Genomic DNA, 18,053 nt, shown 5'->3' with positions numbered 1-18,053 from the left:
ACGCTTATGGGTCTCAGACAGGCGCCTTGTCCGGCCGGATACACGGAAACCACTCGGCCAGCCGCGCCAGATCCATGTGTTCCTCGACAGCGTCGGCCAGACGATCGAGGTCGCGCTCGCGCCGCTCGACCGGGTCAAAACGCGCTGCTGGCGTGTGTCCTGCCCAGGCGATCAGCGCGTTGAGCGCATCGGGCTGATCGAACAATCCATGGCAGTAGGTCGCCAGCACCTGGCCATCTTCGGAAATCGCGCCTTCGGGCGATCCGCCCAGCTGCGTCGACGGCCGTGACAGCGCCGGACCGTGCGTCACGCCCATGTGGATCCGGTAGCCCTCGATCGCCGGCGCCCCCGGCAGGGTCAATGTTCCGCTGACGTTTTCCAGCCGCTTCTCGGCGGCCAGCGTCGTCTCGAAATCGAGCAGGCCGAGCCCCGGTGCGCTTCCCGGCGCGCCTTCGAGCCCTTGCGGGTCGTTCAGTTGACGGCCAAGCATCTGCAAGCCGCCGCAGATACCGATCAGCTTGCCGCCATAGCGCAGGTGGCGCTGGATCGCCTCTTCCCAACCCATCTCGCGTAGCCAGTCGAGGTCGGCCTGGACCGCCTTCGAACCGCCGAGCACGATCAGATCGCAGGGCGGCACCGGGTCATGCGCGCCGACGATGGTGAAATCGACTTCCGGGTGATAGCGCAAAGGGTCGAAATCGTTGTGGTTCGACAGGCGCGGATATGCCGGCGCAACGACCTTGAGCTTGGCATTTTCCTTTTCCAGTTTGCCGCGCGGCAGCGCGTCCTCGGCATCGAGATACAGCCCGTGCAGATAGGGCAGCACGCCTAGCACCGGCTTGCCGGTCCGTTCCTCGAGCCAGCGCAAACCCGGTTCGAGCAGCGACATGTCGCCACGGAAACGGTTGATGACGAAGCCTTTGACCCGCGCCTGCTCGCTCGGCGACAGCAATTCGAGCGTGCCGACGAGGTGCGCGAAGACGCCGCCGCGATCGATATCGGCGACGATGATCACCGGACAATCGACGACCTCGGCGAAGCCCATGTTGGCGATGTCGCGGGCGCGCAGGTTGATCTCGGCCGGACTGCCGGCGCCTTCGACGACGATACAGTCGTAGGCGTCGTTGAGGCGTTGCCAGGACTCGAGCACGGCCTTCATTGCCCGTGGCTTGTATTCGTGATAGTCGCGGGCATTCAGGTCGGCGTGCGCCTTGCCCTGGATGATCACCTGCGCGTGCCGGTCGGTCGAGGGCTTGAGCAGGATCGGATTGAAGTCGATATGGGCCGGCACGCGCGCGGCCAGCGCCTGTAGCGCCTGGGCGCGACCGATTTCGCCGCCATCGACGGTGACAGCCGAATTGAGCGCCATATTCTGCGGTTTGAAGGGCGCGACGCGCAGCCCGCGACGGGCGAGCACGCGGCAAATGGCGGCAGCCAACACCGATTTACCGGCGTCGGAGGTGCAGCCCTGGACCATCAGGGAGGGAACGGATTTTTGTGACATGGTTAGCGGATTTTCAAGGTAAGTCGTAGAATTGCGTCCTTTTCCGCCATTCTCTCATGCTTGCCCCGTTTTCACTCGACCTGCCGTTCGCGGGCGTTCCATCGACGCTGTGGCTGCCCCTCGCGGCGCTCGCGGCGGTGGTCCTTGACCGCCTGCTCGGCGAAATGCGGCACGCACATCCGCTGGTCGGCTTCGGAAACCTGGCGAGCGCCGTCGAACACCGGCTGAATGGCGGCCGGGCCCGCATCCTGCGCGGCGCCCTTGCCTGGATGCTCGTCGTCCTGCCTTGGGTCGCCCTCGCCGTCTGGGCCAAACGTTACGATTTCATCGGCTGGCTGACCGATGTCGCACTGCTCTATCTCGCCCTCGGCGGCCGCGCCCTGCACGAACACGCCGAACACGTCGGCGCCGACCTCGCCGCCGGCGACCTCGCCAGCGCCCGCCAGCACGTCGGCTGGATCGTCTCGCGCAACACCGAGCAACTGGACGAATCAGGCGTCGCCAAGGCCTGCATCGAATCGACACTCGAGAACGGCAACGACGCGATCTTCGGCGCGCTCTTCTGGTTCATGCTCTTCGGCGGCGCCGGCGCCGTACTCTTCCGCCTGGCCAACACGCTTGACGCGATGTGGGGCTACCGTACCCCACGCTTCCTCGAATTCGGTCGCGTCGCCGCCCGCCTTGACGACGCGCTCAACTATTTCCCGGCACGCCTGACCGCGCTCTCCTACGCGCTGATGGGACAGACCGCCCGCGCCCTGCGCTGCTGGCGTGCGCAGGCGCCGATCTGGGACAGCCCTAACGCCGGACCGGTGATGTCGTCCGGCGCCGGCAGCCTCGGCCTCGCGCTCGGCGGCGCCGCGATCTACCACGGCCAGCTGGAAGAACGCCCGGTGCTTGGCGAAGGTCGCCCCGCCCGCGGCGAGGACATCCCGCGCGCGCTGGCGCTGGTGCGTCGCAGCCTGGCGCTGTGGCTCGTCATTTACCTCCTGTTGGGAGCCGCCTGTGCTTGAACATGGTGGACGCCTGCTGGCCGCGGCCCAGGCACACAACATCCCGGTCGAGCGCTGGGTCGACCTGTCGACCGGCATCAATCCCGAAACCTACCCGATCCCGGCGATCGATCCGGCCTGCTGGAACCGCCTCCCCGAAGACAACGACGGACTCGAAACCACGGCCGCCGCCTACTATGGCAACGACCGTCTGCTCGCGCTGTCCGGGTCGCAGGCGGCGATCCAGACGCTGCCGCTGTTTTTCGCCCCGCAAGTCATCGCCTGCGTCGCGCCGATCTACGAAGAACATCCGCACGCCTGGGAACGCGCCGGCCATCGCGTGCGGCGACTGCCGACGCTCGCCCGCGCCCTCGCGGCGGCGACGCCCTTGGTCCTGATCTGCAACCCGAACAACCCAACCGGCAACGCAACACCGCGCGATGCCGTTGTCGACGCTGCCGAACAGTTGCGGCGGCGCGGCGGCTGGCTGATCGTCGACGAAGCCTTCGGCGACGCCAGTCCGCAGGACAACGTCGTCGATCTCGCCGGCAGCGAGGCCGCGCCGAACCTGATCGTGCTGCGCTCGCTCGGCAAGTTCTTCGGCCTCGCCGGTGCCCGCGTCGGCTTCGTCTTCGGTGTCGCCGAGAAACTCGATGCCCTGCGCGAAAAACTCGGCCCCTGGCCGCTCTCCCACCCGGCGCGCTTCGTCGCCCGCCACGCACTCGCCGACACCGCCTGGCAGGACGGCGCGCGGCAACGCCTTGAAACTGCCTCCATCCGCCTCGAACAGGCGCTCGCACCACTGGGCGAGGTTCAGCGCACGGCCCTGTTCTGCACCGTCAAGACGGCACAGGCCAGCGCGCTTGCCGAGCATTTCGCCCGCCATGCCATCCTCGTGCGACGTTTCGACGCGCACGGACTGATCCGTTTCGGCCTGCCCGGCAACGAAAGCGAATGGGAACGGCTCGACGCCGCGCTGGCGCAGCTGACCGCCGCCGCCTTGACGCTGTCCTGACAACAACGGGATAATTCGCGTTCCGTTCGGTTCGACGAAACGGAACACGGTGAAAATCCGTGGCGGGCCCGCCGCTGTATCCGGGGACGAATGCTGCACGGTCGCACGACCAGCCACTGGGGGACATCCTCCGGGAAGGCGCAGCAGTTCGGTTGATCCGGGAGCCAGAAGACGTCTCGAACCGTGCAGAACAAGCAAGAAGCCGCATCCGCGCCGGCCATCGCCGTGCGCCTGCACGCCTCTTGTCCTGATGACTCATGCACTGTCCCGAGGAGAGGATCATGTCGCCACAACAGCCCGCCCAACCGGCCACCCAGGCCGCCACCCAACCGACCGCCCCCGTCGCGAGCATCGCCATGCGCAAGCGTTGCCATCCCGATGGCATCGGCCTGTCGCATTACGTGCTGATGGACCGGAGAGCGGCCAAGTAAATGAAAGTCGCCGAACTGACGCGGGCCGCCGGCCCGCTATTGGCCGTCGACATCGAACACGACAGCTATGCCGCGGTCATCGAGCCGGAATCGGCGTTCTGGATGCTGGTGGACAAACACCAACTCGACGCCGCGACCGCCGATCACCTGCCGATGATGCAGGCCTGGCGCGACCAGGCCGACGACTTCGCCGCCGAAATGCAGGCGCTGCGTTTTGGCCTGACGCCCTCCGGCGTCTACCTGAACCCGACCGAGCGTTGCAACCTCGATTGCAGCTACTGCTATCTGCCGCGTGCGCAACGACGCGACGGCCAGCGCATGACGACCGAGCGCTTGCTCGCCGCGCTTGAGCGCCTGCGCGACTATTTCCGCACGGTGATGCCGCCGGGCCGCCTGCCGCGAGCGATCTTCCACGGCGCCGAGCCGCTGATGAACCGCGACGCCGTCTTCGCCGCGATCGACGCCTTTGGCGCCGATTTCGACTTCGGCCTGCAGACCAACGCCACCCTGCTCGATGACAGCGCCGTCGAATTCCTGACGGCGCGCAACGCCAGCATCGGCCTCTCGCTCGACGGGCCGCTCGCCGGCATCACCGACGCCACGCGCAAGACCTGGGCCGGCAAGAGCGTTCATGACAAAGTACTGGATGCGATGGCGCGCCTGCGCGGCTACGGTTCCTGGAGCGTAATCGCCACCTGCACGACGGAAAACCTGCCGCATCTCAACGCACTCGTCGATCTGTTCCACGCCGCCGAAGTGCCGACCTGCATGCTCAATGCATTGCGCTGCACGCTGCCCGACGCACGAACCGTGAAACCTGACGATGCGACGATGGCTCGCGCCTTCATCGCCGCACTCGAACGCTCGCACGAACTGTTCCGTCAGACCGGCCGCAAGCTCGTCGTCGCCAATTTCGCCAACATCCTCATCGGCATCCTCGCACCGACGGCGCGCCGGCTGATGTGCGACCTCTCGCCCTGCGGCGGCGGCCGCGCCTTCTTCGCACTGGCGGCCGACGGCAGTCTCTATCCGTGCAGCGAATTCATCGGCCTGCCGCGCTTCAACGGCGGCAACCTGTTCGATGATCACGGCATCACGACGGCACTCGCCTCGGAAGCGTTCCGCAGCGTCACCGCGCGCGACGTCGATACCTTCGCACCGTGCAACGACTGTCCGATCCGGCACTTCTGCGGTTCGCCCTGCCCGGCCGAAGCGCACGAAATGAACGGCGGCATGGACCGCACCGGCGCCTTCTGCGACTTCTACAAGGCGCAGGTCCGTTACGCGCTGCGCCTGATCGCCGACGGCAGCGCCGACGATTTTCTCTGGGACGGTTGGGACGACGCCACCGAAACCGTCTTCAGCCATTTCGGATAACCCGCATTCCTCAGGATTCCATCATCATGACTTCCCCCTTATTCTCGCTCGCCGCCCCCGACCGTGCACTCGCCGTCACGCTGCAGCACAAGATCGACCGCAAGACCAAGCCGCTCGGCGCCCTCGGACAACTCGAAGCGATGGCGCTGCAGATCGGCCTGATCCAGCAAACCGCGACGCCCCGGCTCGCGCATCCGCAGATCCTCGTCTTCGCCGGCGACCACGGCGCCGCCAAGGCCGGCGTCTCCGCCTATCCGCAGGAAGTGACGTGGCAGATGGTCGAGAATTTCCTCGCCGGCGGCGCCGGCATCAACGTCTTCGCGCGCCAGAACGGTATCGGCCTGACCATCGTCGACGCCGGCGTCGCCCATGATTTTGGTGTTCGTGACGGCCTCGTCGACGCCAAGATCGCAGCGAGTACGCGCAACTACATCGAGGAACCGGCGATGACCGACGCCGAGTGCGACGCTGCGCTCGAACGCGGCGCGGCGCTCGTCCGCAAACTCGCCGCCGAGGGTTGCAACGTCATCGGCTTCGGCGAGATGGGCATCGGCAACACCGCCTCGGCCTCGCTCATCACCCACTGCCTGACCGGTGTCCCGCTCACCGAGTGCATCGGCCGTGGCACCGGTCTCGACGACGCCGGCCTGCAACGCAAGCGCGCGCTGCTCGACCAGGCTCTGGCGCGCACCGGACGCATCACCGAACCGCTCGCCGCGCTGACCGAGTTCGGCGGCTACGAGATCGCCATGATGGCCGGCGCCATGCTGGCCGCCGCGCAGGCCGGCATGGTCCTGCTGATCGACGGCTTCATCGTCAGCTCGGCCGCGCTCGTCGCCGCCAAGCTGGCCCCGCATTTCACCGACTACTGCATCTTCTGCCACCACTCGGCCGAACCCGGCCACCGCGCCCAACTCGCGGCGATGCAGGTAGCGCCGCTGATCAACCTGGGCCTGCGTCTCGGCGAAGGCACCGGCGCCGCGCTCGCCTATCCGCTGGTGCTGGCGGCCGTCAATTTCCTCAACGAAATGGCCAGTTTCGAGTCGGCCGGCGTCTCCGACAAGGGCTAAAAGCCCCGCGACCAACGCGGTTTCTGCAGCCGAGTCCTGAACAAAAACAAGGTCTTGGCTTGTGGAAACCCGCAGTTTTCATTCACTGCGTCCTTGGCGTAAAATGGGCGCGAATTTCAGGTTCCTTGTTCCCTCCGGGGGACGGGTGAAACGGGAAGTCGGTGACTCCGCCGTGCGCGGTAATTCCGACGCAGCCCCCCGCTGCTGTAGGCCTGACGAATCCGGCACGATGCCACTGTGCGACACAATCGCATGGGAAGGCGCCGGAGGAGGAAGACGGCAAGCCAGAAGACCGGCCTGGAATGAATGTGGTGCCAATCCTCGGGGTGAGGGGTGAGGTTCTGACGATTCGTTGCCGCGCTTCAATGGTCCTCCGTCTACCGAGGACCGGCAGCCCATCCTCCGATCGACTCCCCTTTTTCCGAGACCGTTGTCATAGTTGTCGCGTCGCTTTCGGAATCAGAGGTGAATCATGCATATCATGGAAGGCTATCTCCCCGTCGAGCATGCCCTCGGCTGGACCGCCGCCTCGGCCCCTTTCGTCGCCTACGGGATCCATGCCGTGCGCAAGCGCTTCCGTGACAACCCCGAACAGCGCATGCTGCTCGGCGTCGCCGCCGCCTTCACCTTCATTCTCTCGGCCCTGAAGCTGCCCTCGGTCACCGGCAGCTGCTCGCACCCCACCGGCACCGGCCTCGGCGCACTGCTCTTCGGTCCTGCCGTGATGGCGCCGATCGGCCTCGTCGTGCTGCTCTTCCAGGCGCTGCTGCTCGCCCATGGCGGCCTGACGACGCTCGGCGCCAACGTCTTCTCGATGGCCATCGTCGGCCCCTTCGTCGCCGCCGGCATCTTCCGCGTCGCCCGTGGCCTGCGCCTGTCGTTGGCGCTCAGCGTCTTCCTCGCCGCCTGCCTGTCCGACCTCGCCACCTACGTCACGACCTCGGTCCAGCTCGCCTGGGCCTTCCCCGACGCGACCGGCGGCTTTGCCGTTTCGCTCGCCAAGTTCGCCGGCATCTTCGCCATCACGCAGATCCCGCTGGCGATCAGCGAAGGCCTGCTGACCGTCCTCGTCTTCAACGCGCTGGCCCGCTTCAATGCCCAGGAGTTGCGCAGCCTCAAGCTGTCGACCGACCTGGAAGTCCGCGCGCAATGAAGAAACGCCCGGTCAACCTGCTGCTGATCCTCGGCGTCGTGCTGCTCTCGGCGCTGCCGCTGTGGCTCGTGCAGAAGCCAGAGGCGACGCCGGGCAGCGAGGCCGCCGAAATCTTCACCGGCGCCGACGACAAAGCCAAGAACATGATCGGCAGCATCAACCCCGACTACAAGCCGTGGTTCTCGCCGATCATCGAACCCGCCAGCAACGAGATTGCTTCGCTGCTTTTCGCACTGCAGGCGGCGATCGGCGCCGGCGTCATCGGTTATTACCTTGGCGTCTCGGTGACGCGCGAAAAATTCCGCCGCGAGGCCGAGAAGAACGCCGCCACGCCGACCGCTCCGGAGAACGAACGCAGTGCTGATTGAGCAGTCGGCCTACACCAATCGCTGGCGCAGCATCTCCCCGGCCGCCAAAGGCCTGTTCGCGCTCAGCGGTCTCATTGCTTCGTTCGCCGCGGCAACACCGACGACGGCGGCGGTCGTCGCACTTGCGCTGGTCGCCACGACGCTGCTCGGCGCCGGTATCGGCTGTGCGCGACTCGCACGCGTCGCCGCTCCGGCGCTCGGCTTCCTGCTCATCGGCAGCCTGAGCCTGCTGGTCTCGCCGGCGCTTGACGCCAGCGGCAGCCTGACGCTGCAATGGCTGCCCGAAGGCAGCGCGCCCTTCTTCCGCCTCGTCGCGCGCTCGGGTGCGGCGCTGGCGGCGCTCCTTTTCCTGGTGCTGACGACGCCGCTGATCGACCTGATCGCGCTGATGCGCCGCCTGCGCTTTCCCGATGTGCTGCTCGAACTGATGGTCGTCTGCTATCGCATGCTCTTCGTTTTCTCCGAAGCGCTGCACGACACGCTGACCGCACAGGCCGCCCGTCTCGGCTATGCCACTCCACGACTCGCGCTGCGTTCGCTCGGCCAACTGACCGCCAACCTGGCGATCCAGGTCTGGTCGCGCGCGCATGACCTGCATATCGCCGCACTCGCCCGCAACAACGACGGGCCGCTGCGCTTCATCGAACCGACCTTCGCCGATACCCGCCGCGATCTCGCGATCGCCGCGCTGGCCGGCAGCATCCTGATTCTCGGAGCGACTCTCCTATGAGCTTCAACGACGTCCTGCTGCAGTTCGAGCAGGTGGCCTATCGTTATCCGGACGGCAGTATCGGCCTCGACGGCTGTTCGCTCGGCATCCGCGCCGGCAGCCGCAACGCGCTGCTCGGTGCCAACGGCGCCGGCAAGACGACGCTCTTCCAGCATGCCAACGGCCTGCTCCAGCCGCAGGGCGGCGTCGTACGCTACGCCGGCACGCCCGTCGACTACAGCCGCGCCGGCCTGCGCCGCCTGCGCACCGACATCGGCCTCGTCTTCCAGAACCCCGACCGGCAACTCTTTTCCGCCAGCGTGCGCGAAGACGTCTCCTTCGGCCCGCTCAATCTTGGCCTCGATACCGATACGGTACGCCAGCGCGTCGACGCGGCACTCGATGCCGTCGGCCTCGCCCATGCCGCCGACAAGGCCGTGCATAACCTTTCCTTCGGACAGAAAAAACGCGTCTGCATCGCCGGCGTGCTGGCCATGGAACCCAAGCTGCTGATCCTCGACGAGCCGATGGCCGGTCTCGACAACGCCATGCGCGAGGAACTCCTCTCGGCGCTCAACGGGCTTCATGCCAAAGGAATCACGCTGCTGCTCGCCACGCATGACATCGACTTCGCCTACCGCTGGGCCGACGACATCCACCTGATGGCGCGCGGCCGCTGCACCGCCTCGTTCGCCAGCGCGGCGATGCCGGCGCGCGAGGACGATCTCAAGGCCGCCGGACTGCCGTCGCCGCAGGTCATCGCCCTGCACCGGGCGCTGGTCGCCCGCGGCCTGCTGGCGGCAACGCCGCTGCCGCGCTCGCAGCGCGAACTCGTCGCGCTTCTCGAAACGGGAGCGCTTTCATGAATGCTGATTTGATTTTCTTTTTTGCGAGGTACTGCCATGGCCGGTAAGGTCTGGTTCATCGGCGCCGGTCCCGGCGATCCCGATCTCATCACCGTCAAGGGCCGCAAACTGCTCGAACAGGCCGGCGCGATCCTCTACGCGGGTTCGCTCGTCGACCAGGCCGCAACGATGTACGCGCCCGAAGGCTGCGTCATCCGCGACTCCAAGGACATGACGCTCGAAGAAATGGTCGCCTGGGTCATCGACCAGGCCAGCCGCAATGCCATCGTCGTGCGCCTGCAGACCGGCGATCCCGGCCTCTACGGCGCGCTGATCGAAATGACCCGTCCGCTCACCGCCGCCGGCATCGAGTGGGCCGTGGTCCCCGGCGTCTCGTCGGCGATGGCGTCGATGGCCGCCGCCGGCGAATCGCTGACGCTGCCGGAAGTCACGCAGACCGTCATCCTGACGCGCACGGCCGGCCGCACGCCAATGCCCGAAGGCGAAGACCTCGTCTCGCTGGCGCGCCACCACTGCACGCTCTGCATCTATCTTTCGATCACGCTGCTGCACGAAGTCCAGGCGGCGCTGCGCGAGGCCGGCTGGCGCGAGGACGCGCCGATCCTCGTCGTGCAGAAGGCCAGCTGGCCGGGCCTGGAAAAGATCGTGCGCGGCACGCTCGCCGACATCAAGCGCAAGTGCCAGGACGAAAAAATCGGCAGCCAGGCGATGATCGTCGCCAGCCCGACGCTCGGCTCCGCCGACTGGGAAAGCCTGGTGCGCTCCAAGCTCTACGACCCGACCTTCACGCATCGTTTCCGCAAGGCCAGCGAGGACAATGGCAATGACTAAGATGCTCCGCACGACGATCCTGCTGGCCGGACACGGTTCGCGCAACCGCGACGGCAACGACGAGATCGAGCGCTTCGCCGCCGCCTGGCGCGAGCGCCATCCCGAATTGCGCATCGATGTCTGCTTCATCGAACATGCCGATGTACTTCTCGACGAAGGCCTCGACCGCGCCGCGCGCGATGCCGATGGCGTCATCCTCGTGCCGCTGATCCTCAATGCGGCCGGACACGTCAAGATGGAAATGCCGGCGGCGGTCGCGGCGGCACGCGAACGTCATCCGAAGGTGCGCTTCGTTGTTGCCCGCCACCTCGGTATGGGTCGCGACATCCTCGACGTGCTGCAACGGCAGCTCAATCGCCAGATGCGCGCGCTGAACGTGCCCGACCCGCAGACCACCGGCGTCATCCTGCTCGGCCGCGGTTCCTCGGACGCCAGCGCCAACGGCGAACTGGCGCGCATGGCGCGCTGGATCTTCGAGGAAAACGATCACGAACTCGTCGACCTCGCCTTCACCGGCGTCACCTGGCCGCGCCTCGAAACCGCCGTGCAGCGCCAGATCAAGCTCGGCATGACGCAGATCTGCATCCTGCCGGTCTATCTCTTCACCGGCGTGCTGATCGAGCGCATCGCCGCGCAGGTCGAGCGCCTCAAGCAGCAGTACCCACAGGTCGCGTTCGCAGTCGGCAACTACTTCGGTTTCGAGCCGGAAATTTTCGCAATTCTCGACCGCCGCATCGGTGACGACGAACTTTCCAGCGGCGGACTGCTCGAATGCGACGGCTGCAAATATCGCGAAGCCGCCGAAGGCGAGCATCTGCACGATCACAGCCACACAGGGACCGGCGCCTGCGCCGGCCACGCCGAGCACGCGCATGAACATGCGCATTGCCACCACGCCCACCCTCATCGCTGAACGCTTATGACCACCAACATCGTTACCGAACAACTGACCGCCGCCGGCCGTGCCATCGAGCATGACTCCTTCGCGATCATCGACGCCGAAGCCGGCCCACACGCCTACACCGCCGAACAATGGCCGCTGGTGCGCCGCATGATCCACGCCAACGCCGACTTCGAATTCAACGGCCTCACGCTGTTCCACCCGGACGCGATGCGCGCCGGCCTCGCCGCCGTGCTCAAAGGCGGCACGCCGGTCGTCGCCGACACCGAGATGATCTGCGTCGGCCTGTCGAAGCCGCGCCTCGCGCATTTCGGCATGAGCACGCTGCACACCATCTCCGATGCCGACGTCATCGAGCGCGCCCACGCCGAGGGCACGACCCGCGCCGTGCAAGCCATGCGCAAGGCGCACCGTCTCGGCAAGCTCGAAGGCGGCATCGTCGCCATCGGCAACGCACCGACCGCGCTGCTCGAAGTCATCCGCCTGATTCGCGAAGAGGGCGTGCGCCCGGCGCTGATCGTCGGCATGCCGGTGGGATTTGTCTCGGCAGTCGAGTCGAAGGATGAGCTGATGACGCTGAACGAAGTGCCCTGGGTCGCAATCAAGGGCCGCAAGGGCGGATCGACGCTCGTCGTCGCCGCCGTGCATGCCCTGCTGGGGCTCGCCGAAGCCGAGCAAAAGAAGGTGGCATGAGCGACAGCCCCGCCCCCGAGAAAGTCCGCAAGGGCGACGCCAAGCGCAAGCGCGGCGGCCGCAGCGGCTTCACGACCGGTGCCTGCGCCGCCGCGGCGGCGCGTGCGGCGACACTCGGCCTCGTCAACGGCGAAGTCCCGAATGTCATCGTCTCGCATCTCCCCAACGGCCATGACATCAGCTTCCCGGTCACCGACGGCCACCTTGCCGACGGCATTGCTCATGCCGTCATCATCAAGGATGCCGGTGACGATCCGGACGCGACGAATGGCGCGCATCTCACCGCCGACGTGCGGCGCCTGCCGGGCGCAGCCGGGCAGATCGTCCTCAAGGGCGGTACAGGTGTCGGCACCGTCACCAAGGAAGGCCTCGGCCTCGAGGTCGGCGGACCGGCGATCAACCCGGTGCCGCGCCGCAACATCACCGAAAACGTGCAGGCCGTCGCCGGCGCGCTGCTCGACAACGACGGTCTCGAAGTGACGATCTCGGTGCCGGGCGGCGACGAGATGGCGAAGAAGACGCTCAACGCCCGTCTCGGCATTCTCGGCGGCATCTCGATCCTCGGCACCACCGGCATCGTCCGCCCCTATTCGACCGCGGCCTTCCGCGCCAGCGTCGTGCAGGCGATCGACGTCGCCGCCAAGCAGGGCCAGACCGACATCGTCTTCACCACCGGGGGACGCAGCGAAAAGTTCGCCATGGGCCAACTGCCGGCGCTCGACGAATCCTGCTTCGTGCAGATGGGCGACTTCGTCAAGGCGGCGTTCCAGGCGGCGATCAAGAACAAGATGGCGCGCGTCTACATTGGCGCGATGGCCGGCAAGCTGACCAAGATGGGCCAGGGCCTCGCCGTGACCCACGCGTGGAAGGCCGAGATCGACCGCGACCTGCTCGCCGAATGCGCGCAGGAAGTCGGCGCCGCCCCAGACCTCGTCGCCGAGATCCGTTCGGCCGAGACGGCGCGCTTCGCCGCCGATCGCCTCGTCGCGCTGGGCCTGTCGGAGGAGTTCCACCGCGCCATCGCCAAACGCGCGATCCGCAGCCTGAAATTCTGTTATCCGGGCAAGTACCACCTCTGCGTGCTGGCCTGCGACTTCGACGGCAAATTCATCGTCCGTGTCGACGAAGCCGAAGCACTGGAGCCCACGGCATGAGCCACTGCACCCTGATCGGCATTCTCGACGACGGCTGGGCCGGACTCACCGATGCCGCACACGAACGCATCACTGCCGCCCGCGTCGTCATCGGCGCCGGCCGCACGCTCGAGCTCGTGCGCCCGCATCTCGCTGCCGGCGCCATCACCCACGACATGGACGGCGCGCTCGCCGCCGTCGCCGACTGGAGCCGCGATGCACTCGCCGCCGGCCAGCCGGTCGTCGTGCTCGCCACCGGCGACCCGCTCTGTCATGGCCTCGCCGCCTGGCTCGACGGCAAGTTGGGCGGCAAGCTCGACATCCTGCCGAATCTGTCGACGCTGCAACTCGCCTGCACCCGGTTCAAGCAGCCATGGAATGACATCGCTATCGCCTCCTGCCACGGCAAGGATGCCGGCGAATGGTGCGTCGGCGCGACGCCGGCACACGGCCTCTACGCCGCGATGCGCGCCATCGCGCTGAACCCGACGGTCTTCCTGTTCACCGGCCCCGAAAACACCCCGGCGCGGCTCGCCCGCGCCTTACGTCTCGCCGGTTATGCCGACGACGAGATCACGCTGTCGATCGCCTGCCGGCTGCAGTTGCCCGACGAAACGCTGTTCCCGGCACTGACGCTCGACGTCGCCGCCGCCACCGACTTCCCGACGCCGAACGTCGTACTGGTGCAGCGGCGTGCCGCGGCACCGATGCCGGCCTTCGGCCTGGAAGATCTCGAATACCTCCAGCGCAGCCCGGAAAAAGGCCTGATCACCAAGCAGGAAGCGCGTGCCGTCTCACTCGCCAAACTGCGCATCGCGCCGACTGCGACGGTCTGGGACATCGGCGCCGGCGCCGGCTCGATCGGCCTCGAAGCCGCCCGCCTGGCGCCGCACGGCCACGTCTGGGCGATCGAGAAGAACACCGGCGACGCCGCCAACGCGCGCGCCAACGCCGCGCGTTTCCGCCTCGGCAACTACACGCTGATGGACGGCAAGGCGCCCGAACACCTCGACACCTGGCCGAATCCTGACGCCGTCTTCATCGGCGGCTCGGGCGGCGAACTCGCCGGGCTGATCCGCCTGATCCTCGACCGCCTGAACCCCGGCGGCCGGCTGGTGATGAACTTCGTCACCCTCGAAAACCTCGCCACCGCCACCACCGCGCTCGCCGACGCCGGCGCCGCGTGGGACGTCATCCAGCTGCAAGCGAGCCGCAGCCAACCGATTCTCGACATGCACCGGATGGCGGCCCAGAACCCCGTCTGGATCATCACCGCCAGCAAACCGCAGGAAGCTCCCCATGACTGACACGAAAACTTACGGAAAACTGATCGGCGCCTCGCTCGGACCGGGCGATCCCGACCTCATTACCCGGCGCGCCTGGACGGCGCTGCAATCGGGCGCGCGCTGGATCTATCCGGTCAAGAAGGCGCAGGAAATCTCCTACGCGCTGTCGATCGTCCAGAACGGCGGACTGCCAGTCCCGACCGACGCGGTCGAACTCGTCTTCCCGATGACGCGCGACGCCGAAGCGCTCGGCAAGGCCTGGACGCGCGCCGCGCGCCGGACCGTCGAGCTGCTCGCCGAAGGCCGTGACGTGGTCTTCCTCGTCGAAGGCGACGCCTCGACCTTCGCCACCTTCGGCCACCTTGCCCGCGTCGTGCGCGAGATCGTGCCGGAAATCGAAGTCGACACAATTCCGGGCGTTTCCTCCTTCACCGCCGCCGCTGCTGCCACCGGCCTGCCGCTCGCCGAAGAAGACGAGACGCTGGCGATCATCCCGACCGCCTACGGCATCGGCGTCATCGAGCATATGCTCGACGAATTCGACACGCTGATCCTGCTGAAAGTGAAGCCGCTGCTCGACGAGGTGATCGAACTGCTGGAACGCCGCGGCATCCTCGCCACCAGCTGCTTCATCGAGAAGGTCGGTTCGCCCGACGAGCGCATCGTGCGCGATCTCGCCACGCTCAAAGGCGAGACGGTCAATTACCTGTCGCTGCTGATTGTGCGCAACGCCAAGCGCCAGCGCGGCGAACTGCGCCGCGGCTGCCGCCAGCGCAAGGAAGCGGCCGAGGCGCGCGCCAATGCGTGAGCGGCTCAAGGCCCTGCGTGAGGCGGCCGCCCAGGTCGCCGACGCAGCTGCCAAAGCGACGCCCGCCACAGCGGCGCCCGGCAAGATCGAGCCCGGTCTGGCCGGATCGTTGCGCGCCGTGCGCCGGCAACTGGCGGACGAGAAGCTGGCGCAGGCCCCGAGCTTCGCCGGACGCGTCGCCGTCGTCGCCATCACCCGGCACGCCATCACGCTCGCCGGCAAGGTCGTCGCCGCGTTGCCGGACGCGCGCCTGCACGTCCCGGAAAAATTTCTCGCCGATGCCGAGCGCTGCGCCCCGGGCGCCGTCGTCGCCTACACCGGCAAGACCGGCGAAGAACTCGGCCGCCTCTTCGGCGCGGTCGACGGCATCGTCGCCATCTTCTCGCTTGGCGCGCTGGTGCGCCTGATCGCTCCGCATCTCAAATCGAAGGAAACCGACCCGGCCATCGTCGTGCTCGACGAGGAAGGTCGTTTCGCCATCCCGATGCTCTCCGGCCACCTCGGCGGCGCCAATGCGCTCGCCGGTCGGCTTGCCGTCGTCCTCGGCGCGACGCCGGTGCTCACCACCGCCTCCGACGTGCGCGAGACGCTCGCCGTCGATCTGCTCGGCCGCGAACACGGCTGGGCGCTCGACGCCACGCATGAAGCGCTCGTCCACGCCAGCGCCGCCGTCGTCAATGACGAACCGGTCGCGCTCGTGCAGGAAGCCGGCAGCCCGGACTGGTGGACGCGCCACGCCAACGGCCGGCGCGGACCGCTGCCGGCCAACCTGACGCGTTTCGACCGGCTCGAAGACGTCGACCCGGCGCGCTATGCCGCCGTCCTGATCGTCACGCAGCGCGCACTGCCCGGAAATTATGCCGATGCGCTGGCCGGCCGCTGCGTCATCTACCGCCCGCAGGAGGACGCATGAAAATCGCCCTCGGCCTCGGCTGCGACCGCGACACGCCGATCGCCACGGTGCGCGCCGCCGTCACCGCCGCACTCGCCGTCTGCCGCGAACGCTGGGAAGACGTCGTCGCCGTCGGCAGCATCGACCTCAAGGCCGATGAACCGGCGCTGCTCGAACTCGCCGCGGACCGCGGCTGGTCGATCCGCTTCTACCGCGCCGACGAACTCGCCGTCGTCGATGTTCCCAACCCGTCGGAAACCGTGCGCAAGCACACCGGCACGCCCTCGGTCTCCGAGGCGGCCGCGCTGCTCGCCGCCGGCGCCGACAAGACGCATCTCCTGATCGAAAAACTTCGCCACCGCGGCCCCGACGGCCGCAATGCCACCGTCTCTATCGCAAGGATCCCGGAATGACCGAAAACACCACCCACACCCCCCGCGGAAAAATCATGCTCGTCGGCCTCGGCCCGGGCAGCCACGACTACCTGACCGCCCGCGCCCGCGCGGCGATCGGCGAAGCCGACACGGTCATCGGTTATGCCACCTACATCCGCCTGGTCAAGGACCTGCTCGAGGGCAAGGAAATCGTCAAGAAGGCGATGGCCGAAGAACTCGACCGCGCCATCGAAGCCTACGAGCGCGCCAAACTCGGCAAGAAGGTCGCGCTCGTCTCCTCGGGCGACGCCGGCGTCTACGGCATGGCCGGCCCGACCTTCGAAGTGCTCTTCCAGGCTGGCTGGACGCCCGACTCCGACATCGAAGTCGAAATCATTCCCGGTGCCTCGGCGATCAACACCTGCGCCTCGCTCGTCGGCGCGCCGCTGACGCACGACTTCTGCGCCATCTCGCTCTCCGACCTGCTGACGCCGTGGCCGACCATCGCCCGCCGTCTCAACGCCGTCGCCTACGCCGACTTCGTCGTCGCGCTCTACAATCCGAAGAGCGGCCGCCGCACGCGCCAGATCGAGGAAGCGCAGCGCATCTTCCTGCAGTTCCGCGATCCGAAGACGCCGGTGGCGATCGTCAAGTCGGCTTTCCGCCCGAAGCAGCGCATCGAATTCACCACGCTCGACAAGCTCACCGAAGCCGACATCGGCATGCTGACGACGGTGCTGATCGGCAACTCCAACACCTACGTGAAGCACGGCCTGATGATCACGCCGCGCGGCTATGCCAACAAATATGACGTCGAAGTCGGCAACCGCGCCGCGCGCGAAGGCGAGAAAGCCGGCGTGTCGCTGTCGACCGGCCTCAACGGCTGGCTCGCGGCGATCCACGGCAGCGACAAGACGCCGGCCGAACTGGCGCTCGAATACCGGCTGCCGGAAGTCTATATCCGCTCGGTGCTCGAACATCCGCCGGTCGATCTCGCCGACGCCGACGACAGCGGCGAAGAGTAACAGGGCAGGCCACGACGATGAGTGACGACGCCAAGGACGCGCGGCACCAGGACCGCATGCAGCGCAAGAAGGCGGTGGTCGACCAGAAGATCGCCGACGCCAAAACACGCCGCGGCGTGCTGCTGGTCAACACCGGCATCGGCAAGGGCAAATCCTCGGCCGCTTTCGGCGTTCTCGCGCGCGCACTCGGCAACGGCCTCAGCGCTGCCGTCGTCCAGTTCGTCAAGAACCGCTCGGGCACCGGCGAAGAGGCCTTTTTCCGGCGCGCGTCCGACATCCGCTGGCACGTCATGGGCGAGGGCTTCACCTGGGAGACGCAGGATCGCGAGCGCGACGCTGCCGCCGCCCGCAAGGCCTGGGAACAGGCGCGCGTCTATCTCGCCGACGCCAGCATCGACCTCGTCGTCCTCGACGAACTCACCTACGCCTTCAAATACGGCTGGCTCGACCTCGATGCCGCACTCGCCGACCTCGCCGCGCGTCCGCCGATGCAGCATGTCATCGTCACCGGCCGCGCCGCGCCGCAGGCGCTGATCGACGCCGCCGACACGGTCACCGACATGGACCTCGTCAAGCACGCCTTCAAGGCCGGCGTCGCCGCCATGCCGGGGATGGAGTTCTGAGC

General features: G+C 67.3%; 20 protein-coding genes and 2 riboswitches. Of the genes, 19 read left to right on the top strand and 1 reads right to left on the bottom strand.

Features of this window, described 5'->3' with window-relative positions; genetic code table 11:
• Positions 1-13: 13 nt before the first annotated feature.
• The gene (locus BLR25_RS03045; RefSeq protein WP_091933109.1) at positions 14-1,504 is read right to left on the bottom strand and encodes a cobyric acid synthase; all 1,491 of its coding nucleotides are present in this window, start codon (positions 1,502-1,504) and stop codon (positions 14-16) included.
• Positions 1,505-1,560: 56 nt separating this feature from the next.
• Here BLR25_RS03045 and cbiB point away from each other — a divergent pair, with 56 nt between their 5' ends.
• The 19 genes from cbiB to cobO all read left to right on the top strand — a co-directional run bounded on the left by cbiB (position 1,561) and on the right by cobO (position 18,051).
• On the top strand, positions 1,561-2,517 hold the full coding sequence (gene cbiB / locus BLR25_RS03040; RefSeq protein ID WP_091933106.1) for an adenosylcobinamide-phosphate synthase CbiB: 957 nt from the start codon (positions 1,561-1,563) through the stop codon (positions 2,515-2,517).
• Positions 2,510-3,511: a threonine-phosphate decarboxylase CobD gene (cobD, locus tag BLR25_RS03035; RefSeq protein WP_091933102.1), complete on the top strand. Its 1,002-nt coding sequence runs from the start codon at positions 2,510-2,512 to the stop codon at positions 3,509-3,511. The genes cbiB and cobD overlap by 8 nt, the downstream gene beginning before the upstream one ends.
• A riboswitch (cobalamin riboswitch) is annotated at positions 3,511-3,706 on the top strand. Its footprint overlaps the gene before it by 1 nt.
• An 86-nt stretch (positions 3,707-3,792) precedes the next feature.
• Positions 3,793-3,942, top strand: a complete 150-nt coding sequence (cbpA, locus tag BLR25_RS03030) for a modified peptide precursor CbpA (protein ID WP_091933099.1) — start codon at positions 3,793-3,795, stop codon at positions 3,940-3,942.
• A complete protein-coding gene (cbpB, locus tag BLR25_RS03025) occupies positions 3,943-5,319 on the top strand; it encodes a peptide-modifying radical SAM enzyme CbpB (protein ID WP_091933096.1) in 1,377 nt (458 codons plus the stop codon). It begins immediately after the preceding gene.
• Between the two features lie 26 nt (positions 5,320-5,345).
• Positions 5,346-6,389, top strand: coding sequence for a nicotinate-nucleotide--dimethylbenzimidazole phosphoribosyltransferase (cobT, locus tag BLR25_RS03020; protein ID WP_091933093.1), 1,044 nt, complete (start codon positions 5,346-5,348; stop codon positions 6,387-6,389).
• 101 nt (positions 6,390-6,490) lie between these two features.
• Positions 6,491-6,704: riboswitch (cobalamin riboswitch) on the top strand.
• 157 nt (positions 6,705-6,861) lie between these two features.
• Positions 6,862-7,542, top strand: coding sequence for an energy-coupling factor ABC transporter permease (locus BLR25_RS03015; protein ID WP_091933089.1), 681 nt, complete (start codon positions 6,862-6,864; stop codon positions 7,540-7,542).
• Positions 7,539-7,910 (top strand): energy-coupling factor ABC transporter substrate-binding protein, encoded by a 372-nt coding sequence (locus BLR25_RS03010; RefSeq protein WP_091933086.1) that lies wholly within the window; start codon positions 7,539-7,541, stop codon positions 7,908-7,910. Before BLR25_RS03015 ends, BLR25_RS03010 begins: the two co-directional genes overlap by 4 nt.
• Entirely contained in the window at positions 7,900-8,640 is a 741-nt protein-coding gene (locus tag BLR25_RS03005; RefSeq protein ID WP_091933083.1) for an energy-coupling factor transporter transmembrane component T family protein, read from the top strand. Before BLR25_RS03010 ends, BLR25_RS03005 begins: the two co-directional genes overlap by 11 nt.
• On the top strand, positions 8,637-9,485 hold the full coding sequence (locus BLR25_RS03000) for an energy-coupling factor ABC transporter ATP-binding protein (RefSeq protein ID WP_091933080.1): 849 nt from the start codon (positions 8,637-8,639) through the stop codon (positions 9,483-9,485). The genes BLR25_RS03005 and BLR25_RS03000 overlap by 4 nt, the downstream gene beginning before the upstream one ends.
• 36 nt (positions 9,486-9,521) lie before the next feature.
• A complete protein-coding gene (gene cobM / locus BLR25_RS02995) occupies positions 9,522-10,316 on the top strand; it encodes a precorrin-4 C(11)-methyltransferase (protein ID WP_091933077.1) in 795 nt (264 codons plus the stop codon).
• Position 10,317: 1 nt separating this feature from the next.
• A complete protein-coding gene (locus BLR25_RS02990; RefSeq protein ID WP_091933074.1) occupies positions 10,318-11,229 on the top strand; it encodes a sirohydrochlorin chelatase in 912 nt (303 codons plus the stop codon).
• A 6-nt stretch (positions 11,230-11,235) separates the two neighbouring features.
• The gene (locus BLR25_RS02985) at positions 11,236-11,910 is read left to right on the top strand and encodes a precorrin-8X methylmutase (protein WP_091933070.1); all 675 of its coding nucleotides are present in this window, start codon (positions 11,236-11,238) and stop codon (positions 11,908-11,910) included.
• Positions 11,907-13,064, top strand: a complete 1,158-nt coding sequence (locus BLR25_RS02980; RefSeq protein WP_091933066.1) for a cobalt-precorrin-5B (C(1))-methyltransferase — start codon at positions 11,907-11,909, stop codon at positions 13,062-13,064. Before BLR25_RS02985 ends, BLR25_RS02980 begins: the two co-directional genes overlap by 4 nt.
• A complete protein-coding gene (cbiE, locus tag BLR25_RS02975) occupies positions 13,061-14,350 on the top strand; it encodes a precorrin-6y C5,15-methyltransferase (decarboxylating) subunit CbiE (RefSeq protein ID WP_091933061.1) in 1,290 nt (429 codons plus the stop codon). The genes BLR25_RS02980 and cbiE overlap by 4 nt, the downstream gene beginning before the upstream one ends.
• A complete protein-coding gene (gene cobI, locus BLR25_RS02970) occupies positions 14,343-15,137 on the top strand; it encodes a precorrin-2 C(20)-methyltransferase (RefSeq protein ID WP_091933056.1) in 795 nt (264 codons plus the stop codon). Before cbiE ends, cobI begins: the two co-directional genes overlap by 8 nt.
• Positions 15,130-16,050, top strand: a complete 921-nt coding sequence (locus tag BLR25_RS02965; RefSeq protein WP_176785726.1) for a cobalamin biosynthesis central domain-containing protein — start codon at positions 15,130-15,132, stop codon at positions 16,048-16,050. Before cobI ends, BLR25_RS02965 begins: the two co-directional genes overlap by 8 nt.
• Complete coding sequence (locus BLR25_RS21170) at positions 16,047-16,442, top strand: cobalamin biosynthesis protein (protein ID WP_176785725.1); 396 nt, start codon at positions 16,047-16,049, stop codon at positions 16,440-16,442. The genes BLR25_RS02965 and BLR25_RS21170 overlap by 4 nt, the downstream gene beginning before the upstream one ends.
• Positions 16,439-17,428 (top strand): precorrin-3B C(17)-methyltransferase, encoded by a 990-nt coding sequence (cobJ, locus tag BLR25_RS02960; RefSeq protein ID WP_091933052.1) that lies wholly within the window; start codon positions 16,439-16,441, stop codon positions 17,426-17,428. The genes BLR25_RS21170 and cobJ overlap by 4 nt, the downstream gene beginning before the upstream one ends.
• Positions 17,429-17,445: 17 nt before the next feature.
• Positions 17,446-18,051 (top strand): cob(I)yrinic acid a,c-diamide adenosyltransferase, encoded by a 606-nt coding sequence (gene cobO, locus BLR25_RS02955; protein ID WP_091933048.1) that lies wholly within the window; start codon positions 17,446-17,448, stop codon positions 18,049-18,051.
• Positions 18,052-18,053: the final 2 nt, after the last annotated feature.

It is taken from the genome of Propionivibrio dicarboxylicus (assembly GCF_900099695.1).
Classification (GTDB): domain Bacteria; phylum Pseudomonadota; class Gammaproteobacteria; order Burkholderiales; family Rhodocyclaceae; genus Propionivibrio; species Propionivibrio dicarboxylicus.
The sequence above is the reverse complement of the archived record's forward strand: the minus strand, read 5'-3'. Positions and strand labels throughout refer to the sequence as shown.